This is a genomic window from Pseudoalteromonas sp. HL-AS2, from assembly GCF_031198805.1.
In the GTDB taxonomy this organism is placed as follows: Bacteria; Pseudomonadota; Gammaproteobacteria; order Enterobacterales; family Alteromonadaceae; genus Pseudoalteromonas; species Pseudoalteromonas nigrifaciens.
In genome coordinates this window covers 2,348,305-2,364,341 of the sequence record NZ_CP133571.1, presented here as the reverse complement: position 1 = coordinate 2,364,341, position 16,037 = coordinate 2,348,305, and the positions used below count along the sequence as shown (strand labels likewise).

The window sequence follows — 16,037 nt, the reverse complement described above, 5'->3', positions numbered from 1 at the left end:
TAGCGATTTGATTGATGTTTACACTCAAGATTAACTGATCAGATCAGTGTTTTTAGTATTAGCCTTTAAACTAGCGCTAATTTTTATTGTAAAGATATAGGATGATCAATGGTCATTAAGCCTAAAATTCGTGGATTTATCTGCACCAATGCCCACCCAGTGGGCTGTAGCGAACATGTTCAAGAACAAATTAATTATGTAAAGCAACAAGGTGCATTAAAAAATGCGCCTAAAAATGTATTAGTTATTGGTGCCTCTACAGGCTATGGCCTTGCATCGCGTATTACTGCGGCGTTTGGTGGCGGTGCTAAAACATTAGGTATTTTCTTTGAAAAAGAAGGCACTGAGCGCAAAACGGGTTCTGCAGGTTGGTACAATACAGCTGCATTTCAAAATGCTGCAGACGAAGCAGGCCTTTGGTCAAAAAATATTAATGGCGATGCGTTCTCAAACGAAATTAAGCAAAAAGCAATTGATACTATTAAAGCCGATTTAGGCAAAGTAGATTTAATTATTTACAGCTTAGCGTCTCCGCGTCGTACCGATCCTAATACCGGTGAAGTGTTCTCATCTACGCTTAAGCCAATTGGTAATGCAGTTACGACTAAAAACTTGAATACCTCAAAGCGTGAAATTGATGAAATAACCGTTGAAGCGGCAAACCAAGATGATATCGACAATACTATTAAAGTAATGGGCGGTGAAGATTGGGAAATGTGGATTGATGCACTAAAACAAGCCGATGTGCTAGCCGATAACTTCAAAACCACTGCTTATACCTACATAGGTAAAGAGCTAACATGGCCAATATACGGGCATGCAACGATTGGTAAAGCAAAAGAAGATTTGGATCGTGCAACGGCTGCTATTAAAGCTTCGACTAGTGATTTAAATGGCGAAGCGTATGTATCGTCACTTAATGCGGTAGTAACACAAGCTAGCTCGGCTATTCCTATTATGCCTTTGTATATTTCTGCTTTATTTAAAGTGATGAAGGCCGATGGCACCTACGAAGGTACTATTGAGCAAATACAGGCGTTATTTAGCGAAAACTTATACGGCGACACGCCACGTTTTGACGAAGGCGGTCATTTATTCCAAAACTATAAAGAGCTAGAAGATGACGTACAAGCACGTATTCAAGCTATTTGGGATAAAGTAGATACTAGTAGCATTGATGAACTAACCGATTATGTTGGTTATCATAATGAGTTTTTACGCTTGTTTGGTTTTGGTATACAAGGCGTTGATTATGAGCAAGAGGTTGACCCTGTTCAGCCTATTGCGAATATGATTGACTAATCAATTGTACAAAACAGTTTGAAAAGTCGCCTAGTGCGACTTTTTTATTACTGATTTTTTTATAAAAATAATGTTTCTTAGTAAACGTACAACTTTGGTCTAGCTTGAATTTTATTAAATAGCTACATCAAGCGTAAATAAGTCTTTCTCTGGTATAATTTTTATAAATACACTCGCATAGTGTTGCACAATGATGTTAAAATCATAGCAATATGTGAGGAGTTTTACTGCGTTGCTTGTTTAGTATTTATAGCAAGTTAGTTTTACACAACTTGTTATAGTTAATATGGCGACGTGGTTGATACGATTTTTCAGTTTCTTTCCGTTAATGTAGTGCAAGTGCGTATGATCAATATAAAAAAAGGTCTGGACTTACCCATAGAGGGCGCTCCTCAGCAAGTTATTCATGATGGTTCTACCGTCAAACGTGTAGCTGTGCTAGGTGAAGAATTTATCGGTATGCGTCCAACCATGCATGTTCGTGTGGATGACCAAGTGAAAAAAGGCCAGGTACTTTTTGAAGATAAAAAGAACCCAGGTGTATTATTTACTGCTCCAGCTTCTGGCACAGTAAAAGAAATTAATCGTGGTGCTAAACGTGTACTGCAATCTGTTGTTATTGAAGTTAACGGCAGTGAGCAAATCACCTTTGGTACTTTTTCTGATGCCGAGCTTTCGAGCTTAGATCGTGAAAAAGCCAAAGAAGTACTTATACAGTCTGGTCAGTGGACAGCACTTCGTGCTCGCCCATTCAGTAAAGTAGCGGCAGTGGATGCAAATCCTAGCTCTATTTTTGTGACCGCAATCGACACTAATCCACTTGCTGCAGATCCTGCGGTAATTATTGCTGAAAATGTGCAAGCATTCGAAGCAGGTTTAGCTGTTGTGTCGCGTTTAACCGACGGTAAAGTATTTGTTTGTAAACAAGCAGGTAGCCAAGTTCCTAGCTCATCTATAGCTCAAGTAGAAGTACATGAGTTTGGTGGTGTGCATCCGGCTGGCCTTGTTGGCACACATATCCATCATCTTGATGCAGTATCTATTAGCAAGCAGGTTTGGCATATTGGTTACCAAGACGTTATCGCCTTTGGTCACTTATTCCTTACCGGTGAAATTTACACTGATCGTGTAATTTCTCTTGCAGGTCCTCGCGTTAAAAACCCTCGTTTAGTGAAAACACAATTAGGTGCTTCATTGGATGATTTAGTTGCTGGCGAATTAGAAGACGGTGATAACCGTGTTATTTCTGGTTCAGTATTGTCAGGTTCTATTTCAAACGGTGTTCATGCATTCTTAGGTCGTTACCACGTTCAAGTATCTGTTTTACTTGAAGGTCGCGAAAAAGAATTGTTTGGTTGGATTGCACCAGGTAGTGATAAATTTTCCGTAACGCGTACCTTTATTTCTCACCTTGCACCGAGTCGTTTATTTAAAATGACAACGTCAACAGGTGGTTCAAAACGTGCCATGGTACCAATTGGTAGCTATGAGCGTGTAATGCCGTTAGATATTTTGCCAACTCTATTATTACGCGACCTATTGTCACGCGATGTAGACAGTGCAATGTCATTAGGCGCGCTTGAACTAGATGAAGAAGATTTAGCGTTATGTACCTTCGTTTGTCCGGGCAAATACGAGTATGGCGCAGCCCTACGCGATTGCTTAACTACGATCGAGAAGGAAGGCTAGAGAGATGGGTTTAAAAAAATATCTTGAAGATATCGAGCCGAATTTTGAAGCCGGTGGTAAATATGAAAAGTTTTATGCTCTGTATGAAGCAGCAGCAACTATTTTTTATACACCAGGCTACGTAAATAAAGGCGCGACACACGTTCGTGACAACATCGACCTAAAACGCATGATGATTTTAGTGTGGATGGCAACGTTCCCTGCTATGTTTTTTGGTATGTTCAATATTGGTCATCAGGCCGCTGGTGCTTTAGCACAAGGTTTTGAACTAGCTAATATATGGCAAGTTGATTTGTTTCAACTGTTAGGCGGTCAATTAACCGCTGATGCAGGCTGGGGCGCTAAAATGTTCTATGGAGCGTGTTTCTTCCTACCAATTTATGCAGTTACTTTTGCTGTAGGTGGTTTTTGGGAAGTTATATTTGCTTCAGTGCGTAAACACGAAATTAACGAAGGTTTCTTCGTAACATCAGTGTTATTTGCACTTATTTTGCCAGCAACTATTCCTTTATGGCAAGTTGCGCTTGGTATTACATTTGGTGTTGTAATTGCTAAAGAAATCTTTGGTGGTACAGGTCGTAACTTCTTAAACCCTGCGTTAGCTGGTCGTGCGTTTTTATTCTTCGCATACCCTGCACAAATTTCAGGTGACACAGTATGGACAGCAGTAGATTCGTTCTCTGGTGCGACTATGCTTGGTCAAGCGTTTGTTGGCACACTTGATTTTTCAAACATGGAGCTATGGTGGAATGCGTTTTACGGTTTCATTCAAGGTTCTGTAGGCGAAACATCAACACTTGCATTATTAGTGGGTGGCTTGTTCCTTATTTACGTGCGTATCGCTTCTTGGCGTATAGTGCTAGGTGTATTTTTCGGTATGGTAATCACTGCATTACTGCTAAATACAGTTGGCTCTGAGACTAACCCCGTATTTGCTATGCCTTGGCATTGGCACTTTGTACTAGGTGGTTTTGCGTTTGGTATGTTCTTTATGGCTACCGACCCTGTGTCTGCTGCATTTACCGATAAAGGTAAGTTAGCTTATGGCGCGCTTATTGGTTTTATGGTTGTTATGATCCGTGTTGTGAACCCTGCTTTCCCAGAAGGTATGATGCTAGCAATCTTATTTGCTAACTTATTTGCTCCACTGTTCGATCACTTTGTAGTGCAAGCTAATATCAAACGGAGGTTGGCACGTAATGTCTAGTAATAACGAATCAATCGGTAAAACGTTAGCAGTAGTTGTTGCGCTATGTTTAGTGTGTGCAATTATCGTATCGTTTGCTGCTGTACAGCTTCGTCCTTTACAGCAAGCTAATAAAGCAAAAGATATTCAAAGTAATATCTTAGTTGCAGCGGGAATCGGAAAAGTTGAAAATGTTTCTGAAACATTCAACAACAAAATCGAAGTACGCTTAGTTAATATGAAAACGGGTGAGTCTTTTGCAAGCGACTCAAGTGAAGAAGTTCAGGCTAAGGTTAATGCATTTGACTTTGAAAAAAGCAAATTTGACCCTAAGCTAAGCTTTGCGCTTGCTGAAAAAGGCATTACTGATATTGCGGGCATTCAGCGCGTAACGACAGAGGCACCTGTATACATCTCTAGAGCAGATAATGGGTCAGTTGACACTATTATTGTTCCTATTCAAGGTTACGGTTTATGGGGCTTAATGTATGGTTTCCTTTCGCTTGAAAATGATGGCGAAACAATCAAAAACATTATCTTTTATAAGCATGGTGAAACACCTGGTTTAGGTGGCGAAATCCAAAATCCACAGTGGACTGCAAAATGGGAAGGTAAAGAATTACCTATCGATGTTGTAAAAAGTGGCGCTAGCAATGAGCATCAAATTGATGGCCTATCGGGTGCAACTTTAACGTCTAACGGTGTTGATAATACAGTTGACTTTTGGACTGGTGACAATGGCTTTGGTCCATTCCTTGCGGAAGTACGTAAAGGAGCATTGAAATAATGGCTGATACTAAAGAAATGAAAGCGGTCCTATTTGGCCCGGTTTTAGCTAACAACCCAATCGCACTACAAGTACTTGGTATTTGTTCTGCGCTAGCGGTAACATCTAGCTTAAAAAACGCATTAATCATGTCAATTGCTTTGACCTTGGTAACCGCGTTTTCTAGCTTCTTTATCTCGACTATTCGTAACCAGATCCCATCGTCAGTACGTATTATTGTACAAATGACGATTATTGCATCTTTGGTAATTGTTGTTGACCAAGTACTACAAGCATTTTCTTACGCTACGGCAAAAGAGCTTTCGGTATTTATCGGTCTAATTATTACTAACTGTATTGTAATGGGTCGTGCTGAAGCATACGCAATGAAGTCACCGCCACTTATGTCGTTTCTTGACGGTATTGGTAACGGTTTAGGTTATTCAGTAGTACTACTTACCGTTGGTTTCATTCGTGAACTATTTGGTAAGGGTTCACTATTCGGTGTTGATATTATCCCATTAGTACAAAATGGTGGTTGGTATCAACCTATGGGTCTATTGATATTACCACCGAGTGCATTCTTCATCATTGGTTTATTCATATGGGTACTACGTACTTATAAGAAAGACCAAGTAGAAGCTAAAGCGTAAGGGGCACACAGTGGAACATTATATTAGTTTATTTGTAAAAGCCGTTTTTATTGAAAACTTAGCGTTATCATTCTTCTTAGGCATGTGTACTTTTTTAGCAGTATCTAAAAAAGTAACCACATCAATTGGCCTAGGTGTAGCGGTTATTGTTGTATTAGGTATTTCGGTACCAGTTAACAACTTAGTTTACCATGCAGTGTTAGCACCGGGTTCACTTACGTGGCTTGGTTACCCAGATGCAGATCTTAGCTTTTTACGTTTCTTAACTTTCATTGGTGTTATTGCAGCACTTGTGCAAATTTTGGAAATGGCATTAGATAAGTTCTTCCCAGCACTTTACAACGCGTTAGGTATCTTCTTACCACTAATCACAGTTAACTGTGCAATTTTTGGTGCGGTATCTTTCATGGTTGAGCGTAACTATAACTTCGGCGAGTCTGTGGTTTATGGTATTGGCGCTGGTGTTGGTTGGGCACTTGCAATTACATTACTTGCAGGTATCCGTGAGAAAATGAAATATTCAGACGTTCCAGATGGCTTACGTGGTTTAGGTATTACCTTTATTACTGTTGGCTTAATGGCTCTTGGCTTTATGTCATTCTCTGGTATTTCACTGTAAAGGTAGCGAGGATAAATCATGGGTTATACTGATATTTTCTTAGGAGTTGGTGTTTTCATCGCTATCGTTGTACTACTAGTTTTAGTGATCATTGGTGCTAAATCTCAGTTAGTTGCAAGTGGCGATATCATCATTGGGATTAATGGCGACCCAGACAAAGCCATTAAAACATCAGCAGGTAGCAAGCTATTAGGCGCGCTATCTGAGTCAGGTATTTTCGTATCTTCTGCATGTGGTGGCGGTGGCTCTTGTGGTCAGTGTCGTGTACACATTAAAGAAGGTGGCGGCGATATTCTGCCAACTGAACTTGATCACATTTCTAAAGGTGAAGCCCGTGAAGGCTGTCGTTTAGCGTGTCAGGTAAATGTTAAAAATGACATGGAAATTGAGCTTGAAGAGTCAATTTTCGGTGTTAAAAAATGGGATTGTGAAGTTATCTCTAACGATAACAAAGCAACGTTCATTAAAGAACTTGTACTACAAATTCCAGATGGCGAGTCAGTGCCGTTCCGTGCGGGTGGTTACATCCAAATTGAAGCGCCAGCTCATCATGTTAAATATGCTGATTTCGATGTTCCAGAAGAGTATCGTGGTGATTGGAACCATTTTGGTTTCTTCGACCTGGAGTCAAAAGTAGACGAAGAAACAATTCGTGCTTACTCAATGGCTAACTACCCAGAAGAAGAAGGCATCATTATGCTTAACGTGCGTATTGCTGCTCCACCGCCAAGAAACCTAAGCCTGCCATGTGGTAAAATGTCTTCGTACATTTGGTCACTAACTAAAGGCGATAAAGTAACTATTTCTGGTCCATTTGGTGAGTTCTTCGCTAAAAATACTGACGCAGAAATGATCTTCGTTGGTGGTGGTGCTGGTATGGCGCCAATGCGTTCTCATATCTTTGATCAACTTAAACGTTTGAACTCTAAGCGTAAGATGAGCTTTTGGTATGGTGCACGTTCTAGACGCGAAATGTTCTATGTTGAAGATTTTGACGGCCTAGCTGCTGAAAACGATAACTTCGTTTGGCACACTGCGCTTTCAGATCCGCAAGCAGAAGATAACTGGGAAGGCTACACAGGCTTTATCCATAACGTGTTATTTGAGAACTATCTTAAAGATCACGAAGCCCCTGAAGATTGTGAGTACTACATGTGTGGTCCTCCAATGATGAATGCGGCAGTTATTACTATGCTTAAAGATTTAGGTGTTGAAGACGAGAATATCTTACTAGATGATTTCGGTGGCTAATAGCTAAATGGGTTGAACCTATTTCAATCCTTAAAGGTCAACAAGATCTATATCAAAACAACTTAGTTTTGGTTAAAATATCAGCCTCGTAGCATATTATGTTACGAGGCTTTTTTATTCATAAAGTTTTATTCTTAAATTAATGGAAGTAGGGTTGTGATGAATCGTGTAAGTATTCCCCAAGGCATAATGGCCTTGTTTTTAATATCGCTGATTTTTTTACTTAGTGGATGTAATGAAAAACCACAGCCAGAGAGCTTTTACCTAGAAGGTAAAACAATGGGTACTACTTACCATATTAAATTTTACGATGAGCAGCCTCAGCGCGACGTAGTAGTGCTTAAAGAGGAAGTTGACGCTGTTTTACAAGATATAAATCAGTCTATGTCAACGTACATACCTGACTCTGAAATAAACACTTTTAACCGTTTACCAGCCAATGAAGTAATGCCAATAAGTGCAGACTTTAGAGCGGTTGTTACTGAGTCAATTCGATTAGGCGAATCAACTAAAACTCTCGATGTTACTATGGGGCCGCTCATTGATTTATGGGGTTTTGGCCCTAATAAAAAACCAACTAAGCGCCCAAGCGATGCAGCCCTAGCAAAAATGCTGGCAAATATTGGCGTTGATAAACTTACCTTAACCGAGCAAGGTTTGGCTAAAACCGTTGATGGCTTAGAGCTGACATTTTCGGCAACCGCTAAAGGTTATGGCATAGATAAAGTAGCGCAACTTTTAGAAAGCCATAATATTAGTAACTATATGGTAGAAATTGGTGGCGAGCTGCGTATAAGCGGTGTTAAACCCAATAATCAAGACTGGAAAATAGCCATTGAACAACCTGATGCACAGCCAGGTGAGCGTGAAGTGCATCGAGTTTTAGCGCCCGGTACCAATGGTATTGCTACATCGGGCGATTACCGTATTTTTTATGAAATGGAAGGTGAAACATACAGCCATTTAATCGATCCAGTAACAGGTATGCCTAGCCGTCACGATTTAGTATCGGTAACAGTATTGCACCCAAGTGCTATGACAGCAGACGGGCTTGCAACGGCATTAACCGTAATGGGTATGAAAAAAGCCCAAGCTTATGCACAAAAACATGATTTACCAGTGTATTTAATAGGAAAGTCAGATGAGGGTTTAATAACATATTCAAGCCCTGCATTTAAGCCTTATTTATAACGCTTAGGTTTATATTTTAATCACTAAGGTATATAATAACAGTTGCTCAAATATGTTTGAGCCTAATTTATTGCTGAACAATAGGGGCTAAGCAATGTCACTTTTTCTTCTTACTTTTACTTTACTTATTTTGATTGTGGCAGCGATGGCTGTGGGCATGATTGTACAAAAAAAATCTATGGCTGGTAGTTGTGGTGGCCTAGGTGCCGTAGGTATTGATAAAGCCTGCGATTGCGATGATCCATGTGATAAACGTAAACAGCGCATGGCAAAAGAGCAAGTTTGGAAAGAAAATCAAATTATGTAACGTATTTTTTATTTAAAACATACGTGTAAAAAAAGCCCCCAATATTTAATTATTGGGGGCTTTTTTATATGCGTTATTAATAGCAGAGTAATAACGCATATAAAACGAAAACTAACTTAAGGCTAATTAAATTGTTATTGAACTGGACGTTGTTTTATCAATATAAATAAGCAAAATTTGATTAGGTATAAAAATTAATGAAGTAAAAATGCTAAATATTTATTATTTTTTCTTGTGCAGCCCACTCGCTTTGTTATACTCACGTTCGAACTTTCAGTAAGTTTTGAAAGTTTGATTGATGCAAATCAATTTCCACTTAGCAAGTTTGTGCTAGTCGGATCTAATTGTATTTAGCAGCTGATTTTAGGCTTACAGCAGGTGTGATTTGTTATTTTTCATTATTTGCGTATTGAGTTATTTTTGTTATTAGTCATTTAAGTAGGTTAATGTCTTTGAACGCACTATCTTGTAATCATACTAATGTTCAGCTTGCCTTTGGCGAGAGTGCATTGTGTGGGCGCTTGAATAAGGCTGGAAAAGGCGTGTGCGTGGCTATAACATTAGTCGTATTTAATACCCTAATGCTGCTAAGCGGAGCTGCAGAGGATGCATTTAGCCTTGAAGCTTTGTTAAGCGATAACACTTTTGTAGAGCCGTTATTACTAACAATTGCTGAATTTTTAGCTTATCCGATTATTTCTAGCCAGTTACTTATTGGCCTTTGTTGGTTATTGTTTCATACATTTTCAGCACGTCGTGCTGGAATAATCCTCCGTAAAGCAGCCTTTGCTTTTAGCGAGGCTAAAGTTAGCCAACCAGTGCAAGCCGCACATGGTTGTCGTGCTCCACCTAGCTTTACAGGTTGTCTGTAAGGTTACCCCTTGTTATTGGTTTAATTATTTAGTCTTGCTGTAAATAATTAGCCTGTTGTAAACAAAGTAGCTCAGTGTTTTTTAAACACATTTCAGCCAACCACCACTCACCCAAGTTAACTTTTATTACGTTATATAAATGCGTTTAGAAAGCTGGGTTTGTTGCTAGGTCTTTATTGGCATGAGCTTTAGATTTTGAATAGCCCCCTTATTTTTTTATAATTTGATATTAGTTAACTTGGGTTTACCGATAAACCGTTGCTTAGCGCTATTTTAAAGCAGCACCTTAGAACTTTTAGGTTTGTAGGATAGTCCCTTGATAATTCGTAACCTCTGTAATATTGCTTTAGCTAGTACAGTACTGGCGTTGTCAGGCTGTAAAGGCGGGATACTCGATCCAAAAGGGCAGATAGGCATTGATGAGAAAAACTTAATCATCATAGCTACTGTGCTTATGTTACTGGTAGTGATCCCCGTTATTGTGATGACTTTATATTTCGCTTGGAAATATAGAGACACACAAACTCATGAAATTTACGCTCCCAAATGGGCTCATTCTAATAAGATTGAAGCTGTTGTGTGGGCTGTTCCTATTGTTATTGTTGTTATCTTAGGTGTTATTACTTGGCAGTCTACACAAGCGTTAGACCCTTATAAACCAATTGAAGGCAAAGGCAAGCACCTCACTGTTGAAGTGGTATCGCTAAACTGGAAGTGGTTATTTATTTACCCTGAGCAAGGCATTGCTACGGTTAACGAGTTGGTGTTTCCGGCAAATGTACCGGTTGAATATAAAATCACTTCAGAGAGCACCATGAATTCATTTTTTATTCCGCAATTGGGGAGTCAAATATACTCAATGGCTGGCATGGAAACCAAGCTGCATTTAATCGCCAATGAACCGGGTACTTTTAAAGGTTTTTCTGCCAATTACAGTGGTGCAGGTTTTACCGGTATGAAGTTTAATGCCATTGCTACTCCTACCCAAGCCGGTTTTGACAAATGGGTAAGCGATATAAAAGCACAAGGTAATAACCTTACTCATGCAAATTATGTTGAGCTGGCTAAAGCGAGCGAAAACAACCAGGTGGCCTATTACGGCGACGTTGAAGCAGGCTTATTTCATACCATAGTGATGAAATATATGGGCGCACACGGCGATATGAATAAAAAGCACCCTGCAATGGGCGAGCATTCAACGCACTCATCTCACAGCCAAGGCGAGGAATAACCATGTTGTTTTTAGGTAAACTTTCAATGGATGCAATTCCGTTTCATGAACCCATTATTATGGTAACCATGGCCGTTATTGCATTAGCTGGGCTTATTATTGCCGGGCTTATTACAAAATATAAAAAATGGGGCGTGCTGTGGCGCGACTGGATCACCTCGGTTGATCATAAACGCTTAGGCGTAATGTACATTTTATTAGCGTTAATTATGCTATTTCGTGGGTTTTCTGATGCCATTATGATGCGTGCTCAGTTAGCACTTGCTACCAGTGGCGCTCCTGGGTATTTGCCACCAGAACATTACGACCAAATATTTACCGCACACGGCGTTATTATGATCATCTTTATGGCCATGCCATTTATGATAGGTTTAATGAATATTATAGTGCCATTGCAAATTGGCGCACGTGATGTCGCTTTTCCATTTTTAAATAACTTAAGCTTTTGGCTTACTGCCAGTGGCGCTATTTTAATTAATTTGTCACTTATTTTTGGTGAGTTTGCAAAAACAGGTTGGGTGGCTTATCCACCGCTCTCGGAGCTAACTTTTAGTGCCGGGGTGGGGGTCGACTATTATATATGGGCGTTGCAAATATCAGGGCTTGGCACACTATTAACCGCAGTGAACTTTTTAGTTACCGTGTTTAAAATGCGTGCACCAGGTATGAGCTTAATGAAAATGCCGGTTTTTACTTGGACCTGTACATGGGCTAATATTTTAATTGCCGCATCATTCCCTATTTTAACTGCCGTATTGGCCATGCTAACGCTTGACCGTTATCTCGATTTTCACTTCTTTACCAATGATCTGGGCGGAAACGCCATGATGTACATCAACCTATTTTGGGCGTGGGGTCATCCAGAGGTTTATATTTTAGTGCTGCCAGCATTTGGTGTGTTCTCTGAAATAATTTCTACCTTTACCAGCAAACGTCTATTTGGTTATAAGTCGATGATTTACGCCAGTGGTGCTATCTCTATTTTAGGCTTTATTGTGTGGTTACATCACTTTTTTACCATGGGTTCGAGCGCCAACGTTAATGCGTTTTTTGGGGTAATGACTATGGTTATTGCCGTACCAACCGGGGTTAAGTTGTTTAACTGGTTATTTACTATTTACCGTGGCCGTTTACGTATAACCGTACCCGTATTATGGACGCTTGGCTTTATGGTTACCTTTACCGTAGGTGGCATGACCGGAGTGCTATTAGCAATACCCGGTGCTGACTACGTACTGCATAACAGTTTGTTTTTAATCGCGCATTTTCATAATACTATTATTGGTGGCGCGGTATTTGGCTACCTTGCGGGCTTTGCATTTTGGTTCCCTAAAGCAATGGGATTTAAGCTAAATGAAGGCTGGGGTAAAGGCGCATTTTGGTGTTGGATTATTGGCTTTTTTGTCGCGTTTATGCCGCTGTACGTATTAGGCTTTTTAGGTATGACCCGTCGTTTAAATCACACCAATAACCCAGATTGGAATATTTGGTTATACATAGCTGCAGTAGGCGCAGTCATTATTATGTTTGGTATTATTTGCCAAGTAATTCAATTGTATGTGAGCTTTAGAGACCGCGAAGCACTTGACGATGCTACCGGCGATCCATGGAACGGTCACACGCTTGAATGGTCAACATCGTCACCACCACAGGCTTATAACTTTGCCCAAATACCGCATGTTGACGATATTGATGCCTGGACCGACATGAAAGAAAAAGGCCAAGCTTATCAAGGTAAAATAAGCTATAGCCCAATTCATATGCCTAAAAACACTTCGGCAGGGGTACTTATGGCTGCTAGTTTAACCGCATTTTGTTTTGCCATGATCTGGCATATTTGGTGGTTAGCTGCGGCAGGTTTAGTAGGAGGCATAGCTATATTTATCAAACGTTGTTATGCAAGCGATGTTGACTACTATGTGCAGCCCGACGAAGTAGCACGTATTGAACAAGCACATAACTTAAGTGCCACTATTTTAGCCACTGATAAGGAGCTAAACGCATGAGTACCTTGTCTGTTAGTCAAGAGTCAGTAACTTTAAACTCTGCAATTGTAAATACCAAACAGGATCATGATGCTCACGCGCATCATGATACCTCTAGTAATACTACTTTTGGTTTTTGGCTTTACTTAATGACCGATTGCCTATTGTTTGCCTCGTTTTTTGCTACCTACGCGGTGTTGTTTATGAACACCGCTGGCGGCGTATCGGGTAAAGATATTTTTGAACTCGACTTTGTAGCAGTAGAAACTGCCGCACTGCTTATTAGTAGTATTACCTTTGGTTTTGCAATGATAGCCGCGCAAGGGCAAAAAAAGGCGCTGACCTTAATATGGTTAGCGGTTACTTTTTGTTTAGGTGTGGTGTTTATTAGTATGGAAGTTTACGAATTTAATCACCTAATTGTGCATGGCAATGGTCCACAAAAAAGTGCTTTTTTAACCTCGTTTTTTGCATTAGTTGGCTTGCATGGTTTACACGTAACCGCAGGTTTAATTTGGATGAGTGTAATGATGATTGAAGTTGCTAAACGTGGCTTAGGTAAAGCAACCGTAACGCGTTTAAGCTGCTTAAGCTTGTTTTGGCACTTTTTAGATATTGTGTGGATTTGTGTATTCACCCTAGTTTATTTAATGGGAGCAATGTAATGAGCCACAGCGAAACACATGCTTTAAAGCAAATGCAAAATGAGCATCACCACGATGAATCTCACGGCAGTGTTAAAAGTTATTTAATTGGTTTTGTATTGTCGGTAATTTTAACCGCTATACCATTTTATATGGTAATGAGTGGCGACTTTTCAAAAGCAACCACGCTTTACAGCATTATTACTCTAGCCGTAGTACAAATTTGGGTACATTTAAAATACTTTTTACACCTTAATTTTATTACCGAAGATGGCCGTGCAAGTACCTTCTCGTTTTTATTCAGTGCCCTAATTATTGTTATGGTGGTTGGGCTATCTGTTTGGATTATTTACGAATCTAACGCAATGATGATGTATTAGGAGCTAAAGATGTTTCGTCGTTATTTATCAGTAACTAAGCCAGGTATTATTATGGGTAACTTAATCAGCGTAGCGGGCGGGTTTTTACTAGCCTCCCGCGGTGATATAAACCCATGGCTAATGGTTGCTACCTTAATTGGCTTATCGCTAGTGGTTGCATCAGGTTGTGCTATTAATAATGTGATTGACCGAGATATAGATATTGCCATGGCGCGTACTCGCACCCGGGTAACAGTAACGGGCGAAATGTCTGCAATGGCTGCTTTATGTCATGGGGTGGTATTGGGGATTATAGGCTTTGGTTTATTAATAGCTTATACCACTCCTGCAGCAGTATTTTTTGCCGCCTTTGGTTACTTTATTTATGTAGGGGTTTATAGCCTTTACATGAAGCGTAACTCAGTTTATGGCACTTTTATTGGCAGTTTATCGGGGGCTGTGCCACCGGTTGTTGGTTACTGCGCAGTATCTGGGGAGTTTGATATGGGGGCATTAATTTTACTGGTAATGTTTAGCCTGTGGCAAATGCCGCACTCATACGCCATTGCTATTTTTCGCTTTAAAGATTACCAAGCAGCGGGTATTCCTGTATTACCTGTAGCGCAAGGTATTGATAAAGCAAAACGCCATATTGTGCTTTATATTGCCATATATGCCTTGGTTGTAATGCTGCTACCTATTAGTGGTTATACCGGTGCTGCTTTTATGGCGGTTGCCTGTATTACTAGTTTTTGGTGGCTGTTAATGGCGCTGCGGGGCTATCGTCGTAATATAGATATAAGCGGCTGGGCGCGTCAAGTATTCGCGTTTTCAATTATTAATATTACTGCACTTAGTATTGCTATGGCGGTAGATTATCAAAGCATAGCGCCGCAGTTACTCGTACTTAGTTAATTTAATCATACCTAATTAATACACCTAGTTAATAGTACCGAGTTAATAGTACCGAGTTAATTCCAAAGTTAACAAAGGCTCTGAGATATTCGAGGAGCCTTTTTTCGTTTTAACGCGCCGCTGCAATATGTACTTATACCAAAACTCTAAAGCTATTAAAAACGTGCAGCTTGCTCAACTACAATGCCATGACGCTGAGCTAAACGCTGGTGATCTCTGTCGTAACCGCCGCCAATAACCGTAGCTACCGGAGTGTTGTGCTCAAGGCAGCGTTTAAGTACGAGATGGTCGCGCTGCTCTATACCTTGCCAGCTAATATCGAGTTTGCCTAAACCGTCTTGTTGCCACACATCAACTCCCGCATCGTACAGCACTAAATCGGGGTTTAGCTCTTTGAGCAAAAATTGTAGGGTGTCGTCAACTATGCCTAAATACTCAGCGTCTTGCATATTGTTAGTTAAACCAATATCTAAATCGCTAGGGGATTTACGAAACGGAAAGTTTTTTTCGCAATGAATCGAGCAGGTATACGCATAAGGCTGATGTTGCAGCATGGCCGCGGTGCCATCGCCTTGATGTACGTCTAAATCAAAAATAAGTACATTAGTAACCTCACCCGACTCAATTAATGTTTGCGTAGTAAAAGCCAAGTCGTTAACCATGCAATAGCCTGAGCCAAAATCAGTATGCGCGTGGTGTGTACCGCCTGCTAAATGGCATGCCATACCGTGTTTAAGGGCTAAGCGAGCGGTTTGTAGTGTACCTTGTGGGGCTGTAAAGGTACGCGCCATTAGCTCTTTTGACCAAGGTAGACCAATACGGCGCATGGCTTTTTCGTCTAATTGATTATGATATAGGTCGTGAATATAGTTTTCGCAGTGTACTAATTCTAGTGCCTCTGGCGTACCTAATAACGGCTGTACTAAGTTATCGCCAACTAATCCTAACTGCTTAACGTGCTGGTATAAATGTGCAAATTTACTCATTACAAAGCGATGTTTAGGATCAAAGCTAAACGAGTAATTAGGATGATAAACTAACGGCAAGTGAGGATTTAGGGTCATAAA

Annotated in this window: 16 protein-coding genes; 15 read left to right on the top strand and 1 reads right to left on the bottom strand. The window is 40.2% G+C overall.

What is annotated here, in order from left to right:
* Nucleotides 1-108 precede the first annotated feature (108 nt).
* The 15 genes from fabV to cyoE all read left to right on the top strand — a co-directional run bounded on the left by fabV (nt 109) and on the right by cyoE (nt 14,970).
* Complete coding sequence (gene fabV, locus RB215_RS10990) at nt 109-1,302, top strand: enoyl-ACP reductase FabV (RefSeq protein ID WP_086993907.1); 1,194 nt, start codon at nt 109-111, stop codon at nt 1,300-1,302.
* Nucleotides 1,303-1,647: 345 nt separating this feature from the next.
* Complete coding sequence (locus tag RB215_RS10985) at nt 1,648-2,991, top strand: Na(+)-translocating NADH-quinone reductase subunit A (RefSeq protein WP_011328898.1); 1,344 nt, start codon at nt 1,648-1,650, stop codon at nt 2,989-2,991.
* A gap of 4 nt (nt 2,992-2,995) precedes the next feature.
* Complete coding sequence (locus tag RB215_RS10980; protein ID WP_011328897.1) at nt 2,996-4,198, top strand: NADH:ubiquinone reductase (Na(+)-transporting) subunit B; 1,203 nt, start codon at nt 2,996-2,998, stop codon at nt 4,196-4,198.
* Entirely contained in the window at nt 4,191-4,964 is a 774-nt protein-coding gene (locus tag RB215_RS10975; RefSeq protein ID WP_011328896.1) for a Na(+)-translocating NADH-quinone reductase subunit C, read from the top strand. Before RB215_RS10980 ends, RB215_RS10975 begins: the two co-directional genes overlap by 8 nt.
* Nucleotides 4,964-5,596 carry an NADH:ubiquinone reductase (Na(+)-transporting) subunit D gene (locus RB215_RS10970; protein ID WP_011328895.1) on the top strand — a complete coding sequence of 211 codons (633 nt, stop codon included), beginning with the start codon at nt 4,964-4,966 and terminating at the stop codon, nt 5,594-5,596. Before RB215_RS10975 ends, RB215_RS10970 begins: the two co-directional genes overlap by 1 nt.
* A gap of 10 nt (nt 5,597-5,606) precedes the next feature.
* Complete coding sequence (nqrE, locus tag RB215_RS10965) at nt 5,607-6,215, top strand: NADH:ubiquinone reductase (Na(+)-transporting) subunit E (protein ID WP_011328894.1); 609 nt, start codon at nt 5,607-5,609, stop codon at nt 6,213-6,215.
* Between the two features lie 18 nt (nt 6,216-6,233).
* Nucleotides 6,234-7,466, top strand: a complete 1,233-nt coding sequence (gene nqrF / locus RB215_RS10960) for an NADH:ubiquinone reductase (Na(+)-transporting) subunit F (RefSeq protein WP_011328893.1) — start codon at nt 6,234-6,236, stop codon at nt 7,464-7,466.
* Nucleotides 7,467-7,625: 159 nt separating this feature from the next.
* Nucleotides 7,626-8,657, top strand: a complete 1,032-nt coding sequence (locus tag RB215_RS10955; RefSeq protein WP_309217165.1) for an FAD:protein FMN transferase — start codon at nt 7,626-7,628, stop codon at nt 8,655-8,657.
* 94 nt (nt 8,658-8,751) lie between these two features.
* Complete coding sequence (gene nqrM / locus RB215_RS10950; protein ID WP_011328891.1) at nt 8,752-8,964, top strand: (Na+)-NQR maturation NqrM; 213 nt, start codon at nt 8,752-8,754, stop codon at nt 8,962-8,964.
* 452 nt (nt 8,965-9,416) lie between these two features.
* Nucleotides 9,417-9,836, top strand: coding sequence for a hypothetical protein (locus RB215_RS10945; RefSeq protein ID WP_041454755.1), 420 nt, complete (start codon nt 9,417-9,419; stop codon nt 9,834-9,836).
* Between the two features lie 316 nt (nt 9,837-10,152).
* Nucleotides 10,153-11,067, top strand: coding sequence for a ubiquinol oxidase subunit II (gene cyoA, locus RB215_RS10940; protein ID WP_086993897.1), 915 nt, complete (start codon nt 10,153-10,155; stop codon nt 11,065-11,067).
* A gap of 2 nt (nt 11,068-11,069) precedes the next feature.
* The gene (cyoB, locus tag RB215_RS10935; protein ID WP_179807874.1) at nt 11,070-13,073 is read left to right on the top strand and encodes a cytochrome o ubiquinol oxidase subunit I; all 2,004 of its coding nucleotides are present in this window, start codon (nt 11,070-11,072) and stop codon (nt 13,071-13,073) included.
* Nucleotides 13,070-13,717, top strand: a complete 648-nt coding sequence (cyoC, locus tag RB215_RS10930; protein ID WP_011328886.1) for a cytochrome o ubiquinol oxidase subunit III — start codon at nt 13,070-13,072, stop codon at nt 13,715-13,717. The genes cyoB and cyoC overlap by 4 nt, the downstream gene beginning before the upstream one ends.
* On the top strand, nt 13,717-14,076 hold the full coding sequence (gene cyoD, locus RB215_RS10925; protein WP_011328885.1) for a cytochrome o ubiquinol oxidase subunit IV: 360 nt from the start codon (nt 13,717-13,719) through the stop codon (nt 14,074-14,076). The genes cyoC and cyoD overlap by 1 nt, the downstream gene beginning before the upstream one ends.
* Before the next feature lie 9 nt (nt 14,077-14,085).
* Nucleotides 14,086-14,970, top strand: a complete 885-nt coding sequence (gene cyoE, locus RB215_RS10920; RefSeq protein ID WP_089368635.1) for a heme o synthase — start codon at nt 14,086-14,088, stop codon at nt 14,968-14,970.
* A 155-nt stretch (nt 14,971-15,125) separates the two neighbouring features.
* Here the strand turns inward: cyoE and RB215_RS10915 are convergent, their stop codons facing one another.
* Nucleotides 15,126-16,034, bottom strand: a complete 909-nt coding sequence (locus RB215_RS10915) for a histone deacetylase (RefSeq protein ID WP_011328883.1) — start codon at nt 16,032-16,034, stop codon at nt 15,126-15,128.
* Between the last annotated feature and the right edge of the window lie 3 nt (nt 16,035-16,037).

Coding starts and splice junctions, on each gene's coding strand:
- fabV (WP_086993907.1), top strand. CDS start 109: ATGGTCATTAAGCCTAAAATTCGTGGATTTATCTGCACCAATGCCCAC.
- RB215_RS10985 (WP_011328898.1), top strand. CDS start 1,648: ATGATCAATATAAAAAAAGGTCTGGACTTACCCATAGAGGGCGCTCCT.
- RB215_RS10980 (WP_011328897.1), top strand. CDS start 2,996: ATGGGTTTAAAAAAATATCTTGAAGATATCGAGCCGAATTTTGAAGCC.
- RB215_RS10975 (WP_011328896.1), top strand. CDS start 4,191: ATGTCTAGTAATAACGAATCAATCGGTAAAACGTTAGCAGTAGTTGTT.
- RB215_RS10970 (WP_011328895.1), top strand. CDS start 4,964: ATGGCTGATACTAAAGAAATGAAAGCGGTCCTATTTGGCCCGGTTTTA.
- nqrF (WP_011328893.1), top strand. CDS start 6,234: ATGGGTTATACTGATATTTTCTTAGGAGTTGGTGTTTTCATCGCTATC.
- RB215_RS10955 (WP_309217165.1), top strand. CDS start 7,626: ATGAATCGTGTAAGTATTCCCCAAGGCATAATGGCCTTGTTTTTAATA.
- nqrM (WP_011328891.1), top strand. CDS start 8,752: ATGTCACTTTTTCTTCTTACTTTTACTTTACTTATTTTGATTGTGGCA.
- cyoB (WP_179807874.1), top strand. CDS start 11,070: ATGTTGTTTTTAGGTAAACTTTCAATGGATGCAATTCCGTTTCATGAA.
- cyoC (WP_011328886.1), top strand. CDS start 13,070: ATGAGTACCTTGTCTGTTAGTCAAGAGTCAGTAACTTTAAACTCTGCA.
- cyoD (WP_011328885.1), top strand. CDS start 13,717: ATGAGCCACAGCGAAACACATGCTTTAAAGCAAATGCAAAATGAGCAT.
- cyoE (WP_089368635.1), top strand. CDS start 14,086: ATGTTTCGTCGTTATTTATCAGTAACTAAGCCAGGTATTATTATGGGT.
- RB215_RS10915 (WP_011328883.1), bottom strand. CDS start 16,034: ATGACCCTAAATCCTCACTTGCCGTTAGTTTATCATCCTAATTACTCG.